Source organism: Okeania sp. SIO2B9 (assembly GCF_010672505.1).
GTDB lineage: Bacteria > Cyanobacteriota > Cyanobacteriia > Cyanobacteriales > Microcoleaceae > Okeania > Okeania hirsuta.
The window spans coordinates 1-6,192 of the sequence record NZ_JAAHGK010000348.1 but is presented as its reverse complement, the minus strand read 5'-3'; the positions used below and the strand labels follow the sequence as shown (position 1 = coordinate 6,192).

Below are 6,192 nucleotides of genomic sequence, written 5' to 3'. Positions count from 1 at the left end.
CAATCATTATCATTTCATTTGTACTCGCTGGAGCAGGAATAGGATTCTATAGCATAGAACTATTACCCCCCAATGTATTATTAGAAGTTACCAATATTGAAGGTTTACGTTCAGTATTAGCTGCTTTTACCTCCTTGATTGGCTTTGTATTGGGATTGGTATTTCAAACTACATATCGACGAGTGGAAGCAAAAGTCACCCAGATGCCAGTTGACTTATTATTAACTCGAGCAATAGGATTAGTCATTGGACTATTAGTGGCAAACTTAATGCTAGCGCCACTCTTTTTACTTCCTATTCCAGAGGAATTTAGCTTTATTAAGCCTCTTATAGCAGTTTTAGGCAGTGTCATGTTAGGCTTTACAGGAGTTAACGTTGCTGATACTCATGGTCGTGGTTTTTTACGGCTGATCAATCCTAACAGTCTAGATACAGTATTAGTAGCAGAAGGTACTCTTAAGCCTGCTACTACTAAAATTTTGGATACTAGCTGTATTATTGATGGTAGGATAGAAAATTTACTGGAAACAGGTTTTCTTGAGGGGCAAATTCTTGTACCACAGTTCGTTTTACAGGAACTACAACTTATAGCTGATGCTTCTAACGATCAAAAAAGAGTTAGAGGTAGAAGAGGGTTAGACATCTTAAATAGACTTAAAGCAGTTTACCCTTCTCAGATTCAAATTCATTTTGCAGACTATGAAGACATTTCTACAGTAGATGCTAAATTGATTCATTTTGCTCTGGAAATTAATGGTACTTTGTTAACTAATGACTACAATTTGTCTAAAGTTGCTAGTTTACAAAAAGTTCTCGTACTAAATATTAATGACTTGACTCAAGCAGTGCGACCAAGTTATCTACCTGGTGATACTATTGAAATCAAAATTCGTAAAGCAGGGAAAGAGCCATCCCAGGGTATAGGATATCTAGATGATGGCACAATGGTAGTTGTGGAATCAGGTAGTGAATATGTTGGAGATGAAATTAGAGTTATTGTTACCAGTTCGTTACAAACTTCTGCTGGTAGAATGATTTTTGCCCGGACTCAAGAGTCTGCCATAGCTTAATTTTGGTGATAGTTATAATCGCCTGAAAAATGTCTAATAAAATATGCTCAAAAAACAGCCCCAATTTTCTGTATTTCAGATAGTTGGGGTTAATTATAGCAGTTTTCATTAACATAGAATACAGATATTTTGGCTTCTGCCTTACCTTCAAGGTAATCTCCCTTCTAAACCGGATTTAGTATAATTACCAACATTTGAGAAGGAAAAAGATAATGAAAACTAGCTTTCAAGACAGCACAACTCAGACCTTAACTACTCCCCAAGACCAAAATGACCGCAATAAACAATTACCTGTTGAACGCCCCAAGAAGGGAAAAAAATGGGCGATCGCTCTGGTGGCAGCGGGACTCTTAGCTTTATCCACAGGCATCTATTTAGTCCGTAACCAGTCTCAGGGAAAGCAAGAAATCATTGAAACTTTGACTATACCCGTACAAGCTCAAAATATAGTTGTGAGAATTACAGCTAGCGGGGAAGTCCAACCAATACAACGAGTCAACCTTTCTCCCAAAAATCAAGGCCGTTTGGCAGAATTATATGTCGAACAGGGCGATCGCGTCCAAGCCGGCCAAGTTATTGCCCGGATGGAAAGTCGCGACTTAGAAGTTCAACTCCGTCAAGTTCAGGCAAGACTTGAAAGTGCAAAGGCAAATTTGGCAAAACAGGAAACTGGTAGTCGTCCAGAAGAAATTGCTGCTGCTAGAGCGCGTTTAAATCAAGTGGAAGCTCGTCTATCCCAATTGCAAGCTGGTAGTCGTCCAGAAGAAATTGCTGCTGCTAGAGCGCGTTTAAATCAAGTGGAAGCTCGTCTATCCCAATTGCAAGCTGGCAGTCGTCGCGAAGAAATTGCTGTTGCTAGAGCGCGTCTAGATAGAACTCAAGCTAATTTGTCTCAATTACGAGCTGGCAACCGTCGTGAAGAAATAGCTCAGGGGAAGGCACGTTTAGAACAGGCGATCGCTCGTTTGGATGATGCGACGACAGGAAGTCTGAAGGAGGAAATTGAACAAGCTAAGGCTAGAATAGAGGCGACAAAAGCAGAGTTGGAGTTAACGACGAAACGGCAAGTGCGATATCAAAATTTGGCAAGTGAGGGTGCTATTGCTCGTGATGCTTACGAAGAATATGTGAGAGATGACCGCCGAGTTAGAGCTAATTTACGGGAAGCTGAAAAACTTTTGGAACAGTTAACTCAAGCTAGAGGAGCAGAGATAGAGCGTTTAACTGCTGCTGTGGAACAGGAAAAGCAGGCTTTTCAATTGTTGGAAAATGGTACTCGTCCGGAGGAAATTGCTAGAGCAAGAGCTGAAGTTGCGGAAGCTCAAAGTCAGTTGGAGGAGTTGGAAAATGGTACTCGTCCGGAGGAAATTGCTAGAGCAAGAGCTGAAGTTGCGGAAGCTCAAAGTCAGTTGGAGGAGTTGGAAAATGGTACTCGTCCGGAGGAAATTGCTAGAGCTAAAGCTGAAGTTGCAGAAGCTCGCAGTCAGTTGGAGGAGTTGGAAAATGGTACTCGTCCGGAGGAAATTGCTAGAGCAAGAGCTGAAGTTGCTGAAATGGAAGCTCAAGTCCGCTATCAGGAAATTCTGTTGGAAGATACTCAGGTTCGCGCTCCTTTTTCTGGAATTATTACTCAAAGATATGCAACGAAAGGGGCGTTTGTGACACCTGCGACTTCTGCTTCTAATGCGACTTCTGCTTCTTCGACTTCTATTGTTGCTTTAGCTAGAGGTTTAGAGGTTTTGGCAAAAGTTCCAGAAGCAGATATAGGTCAAATTAAATCTGGTCAAAGTGTGGAAATTGTGGCTGATGCTTATCCAGACCAAGTTTTTAAAGGTAAGGTGAAATTAATTGCTCCAGAAGCAATAGTAGAAAGAGATGTCACATTATTTGAAGTGCGAGTTGCTCTGGAAACTGGCAAAGAAAAATTACAGTCAGGAATGAATGTTGATTTACAATTTTTAGGCGATCGCTTGGAGAATGCTTTAGTTGTACCGACAGTAGCGATCGTTACTAATAAAGGAGAGACTGGGGTATTAATTCCTGATGAGAAAAATCAACCAAAGTTTCAGTCTGTTACTCTTGGTTTTAGTGTTGGTAATCAAATACAGATTTTGCAAGGAATAAAAGCTGGGGAAAGAGTTTTTATCGAACTACCAGAAGGTAAAAAGTTAGAAGATATTTTTGGTAATAGGTAATATAGCAGAAGGAAGAAGGAAGAAGGAAAAATCCTGTGTTGCATGAGTTTTAAGCTTTTGATATGTCCGCGCCCTTTCCTTCGACTGCTCCGCTTTATTATTACTATTGTTGGGGGTATTGCCGGTATGTATAAACACAACACCAATGTGTTTGTTGCCGGAGACTTATTTTGGTATCCCAAACACAGACAACCTTGGGTAAAACAAGCTCCTGATGTGATGGTAGTTTTCGGTCGTCCTCAAGGAGATAGACGTTCCTATAAACAGTGGGAAGAAGAGAATATTCCTCCCCAAGTAGTATTTGAAATTGCTTCTCCTAGCAACAGTATTACTGAATTGACTAACTCCTGACTCCTTCCTCATTATTTATTTTATAACTATTCAACCGGACATGATATAAGTCCTAGTTACTTTACCCTTTACCAATTTCCTAATTATGAACATCTTAGAAAGCATAAAAATGGCAACTACAACGCTGCTAACTAATAAAGTTCGCAGTAGCTTAACCATGTTAGGTATTATCATCGGTAATGCTTCCGTTATTGCCATGATTGGAATTGGCGAAGGAGCGCAAAAATTTGTTAACAATCAGATTACTTCTCTCGGACCAAATGTTCTATTTATTGTGCCAGGAAGTCCTGAAGCTCAAAGACAACCTGTTCTTCGGCCACAAACATTAGTATTGGCAGATGCAGAGGCGATCGCTTCTCAAGTTCCAACTGTTAAGGAGGTTGCTCCTATTCTTAATGCTAACGAATTAGTTAGCTACCGAAATAAAAATGCATCATCCAGCTTAACTGGTACAACTCCAGAATTCTTAACTGTCAGAAATTTTGATGTCGCCAAAGGTAGATTTTTGACAAATTTAGATTTACAACGACAAGAAAATATAGTAGCTTTGGGTTCAGAATTAGCAGAACAATTATTTGGTAATGAAGATCCAATTGGTAAACGAGTACGCATTAAAAATACTAGCTTACAAGTCATTGGAGTAATGGCATCTAAAGGAACTAATCTCGGCAACAATGAAGATATGAGCGCTTTTATTCCTATTACTACTATGGCAAATAGAATTGTTGGCAGGTCTTCTCCTTATGGCACTCAAGTAAGTTTAATTTCTGTATCGGTAAAGGATGAAGATAGTATGAAAGCTGCCCAGTTTCAGATAGAAAATCTGTTACGACTGCGACATAAAATTATTTATGAGGATGATTTTACTGTCAGAAGTCAGCAAGATTTATTGCAAACTTTAGGAGGTATTACGGCAGCTTTGACTTTATTATTGGCAGCTACGGCGGCGGTTTCTTTAGTGGTAGGTGGCATTGGTATTATGAATATTATGTTAGTTTCGGTGACGGAAAGAACTAGAGAAATAGGGTTAAGAAAAGCTATTGGTGCTTCTCAGAAAGATATTTTAGTTCAGTTTATAATTGAGTCGGTGATTTTGTCTATTGTGGGTGGATTAATTGGTACTGGAATTGGTGTGAGTGGAGTGTTAATTTTAAGTATTTTAACTCCTTTAGAAACAGGTATTCCTGTAACAGCGATCGCTATTGCTTTTGGTGTTTCTGGTGCTATTGGTTTGTTTTTTGGAGTTGTTCCTGCAAAACAAGCGGCTAAATTAGATCCTATTGTGGCTTTGAGAAGCATTTAGGTAATTAATAATTAATAATGAATAATTATATTATGTCTGGTTGATTACTTATAAACAAAATGATGGAGGAGTCAACCCACCCCTCGCCCCTCCCCCTCCCAGGAGGGGAAGTCAGGAGGACCGAGTCAGGAGGGAAGAAAGAAGCAAGAAATAAGAGGAGGAAAAGGAGGAAGTTTTTTTGGTCATGTAAGCGGAACGGAGTTCTATAGTTAATTATCCGGACATGATATTACTATACAAGTAAGCATTCAGCTATCAGCTATCAGCATTTGAAAGAAAGAATTAAGCAATGGCCAAGGTTAGCTGAAAGTACTATTTCATTTCCTGTGGAATGCTGCGCAAACATAATTTTTCATTCTCCTTGAATACTAATTCCTTCTTCCAAGATAATTAATAACTCATAGCTGATAGCTGATAGCTGACTGCTGAATGCTTACCTATACAAAGCAAATGTGCTGAAAATAACTCGTTGTTAAAAATTACCGAAAAATTCGGTCTAAAGCCTTCCCTTAAAAGAGGATAAAAAAAGATAATATTCCTTATGTTAAACCTCTTTATTGCAGAGGTACTGATAACTGATAACTGATAACTGAAATTACTATGCAATACAAATATTCTGAAAATAATTCGTTAATTCTCCCAGAGAATAAAACCAAAAAACCAGTCATTGTCGGATTAGAAAATATCGCCAAAATTTATGTGATGGGTGATGTAGAAGTTCGTGCTTTAAATGGTGTTAGTTTAACTATTGAAGAAGGAGAATATTGTTCTATTATGGGAGCATCGGGTTCTGGTAAATCTACCTGTATGAATATTATTGGTTGTCTCGATCGCCCTACATCTGGTAATTATTATCTTGATGGTTTAGATATAGCTAATACTTTAGAAAAAGACTTAGCTAAAATTCGCAATCTCAAAATTGGATTTGTCTTTCAGCAATTTCATTTATTACCACAAATAACAGCACTAGATAACGTTATTTTACCTATGCTTTATGCTGGAATTTCTAGTAAAGAAAGAAAAGAAAGAGCAGCAGAAGCTTTAAAGTTAGTGGGGTTAGAAAATCGGATGAATAATAAACCCAATCAATTATCAGGAGGACAACAACAAAGAGTAGCGATCGCTCGTGCAATTGTTAATCGTCCAGTATTATTATTAGCAGACGAACCAGCCTCCCGGATCGGGCTGAACCGGTTTGCGCGCGTCGTCTGGCAATCGACGTTCGATGCGGGGCTGGAGTTTATCGTCGATAAGAAATCCGCTAGCGTCGTCT

The 6,192-nt window shown here is 39.0% G+C and carries 5 protein-coding genes; all 5 read left to right on the top strand.

The window, feature by feature from the left end; all coding sequences use genetic code 11:
- Positions 1-2 precede the first annotated feature (2 nt).
- Entirely contained in the window at positions 3-1,070 is a 1,068-nt protein-coding gene (locus tag F6K13_RS14020) for a PIN/TRAM domain-containing protein (RefSeq protein WP_287287654.1), read from the top strand.
- A gap of 212 nt (positions 1,071-1,282) precedes the next feature.
- Positions 1,283-3,265, top strand: coding sequence for an efflux RND transporter periplasmic adaptor subunit (locus F6K13_RS14015; protein ID WP_124144692.1), 1,983 nt, complete (start codon positions 1,283-1,285; stop codon positions 3,263-3,265).
- A 126-nt stretch (positions 3,266-3,391) separates the two neighbouring features.
- Positions 3,392-3,616: a Uma2 family endonuclease gene (locus F6K13_RS14010; RefSeq protein WP_240038924.1), complete on the top strand. Its 225-nt coding sequence runs from the start codon at positions 3,392-3,394 to the stop codon at positions 3,614-3,616.
- A gap of 85 nt (positions 3,617-3,701) precedes the next feature.
- The gene (locus F6K13_RS14005; protein ID WP_124144694.1) at positions 3,702-4,919 is read left to right on the top strand and encodes an ABC transporter permease; all 1,218 of its coding nucleotides are present in this window, start codon (positions 3,702-3,704) and stop codon (positions 4,917-4,919) included.
- Between the two features lie 600 nt (positions 4,920-5,519).
- Positions 5,520-6,192: ABC transporter ATP-binding protein (locus tag F6K13_RS14000; RefSeq protein WP_287287653.1), on the top strand; the 673-nt coding region annotated here is incomplete at its 3' end.

Bases quoted from the DNA above. Each gene is read 5' to 3' on its own strand.
- F6K13_RS14015 (WP_124144692.1), top strand. From the start codon at position 1,283: ATGAAAACTAGCTTTCAAGACAGCACAACTCAGACCTTAACTACTCCC.
- F6K13_RS14010 (WP_240038924.1), top strand. From the start codon at position 3,392: ATGTATAAACACAACACCAATGTGTTTGTTGCCGGAGACTTATTTTGG.
- F6K13_RS14005 (WP_124144694.1), top strand. From the start codon at position 3,702: ATGAACATCTTAGAAAGCATAAAAATGGCAACTACAACGCTGCTAACT.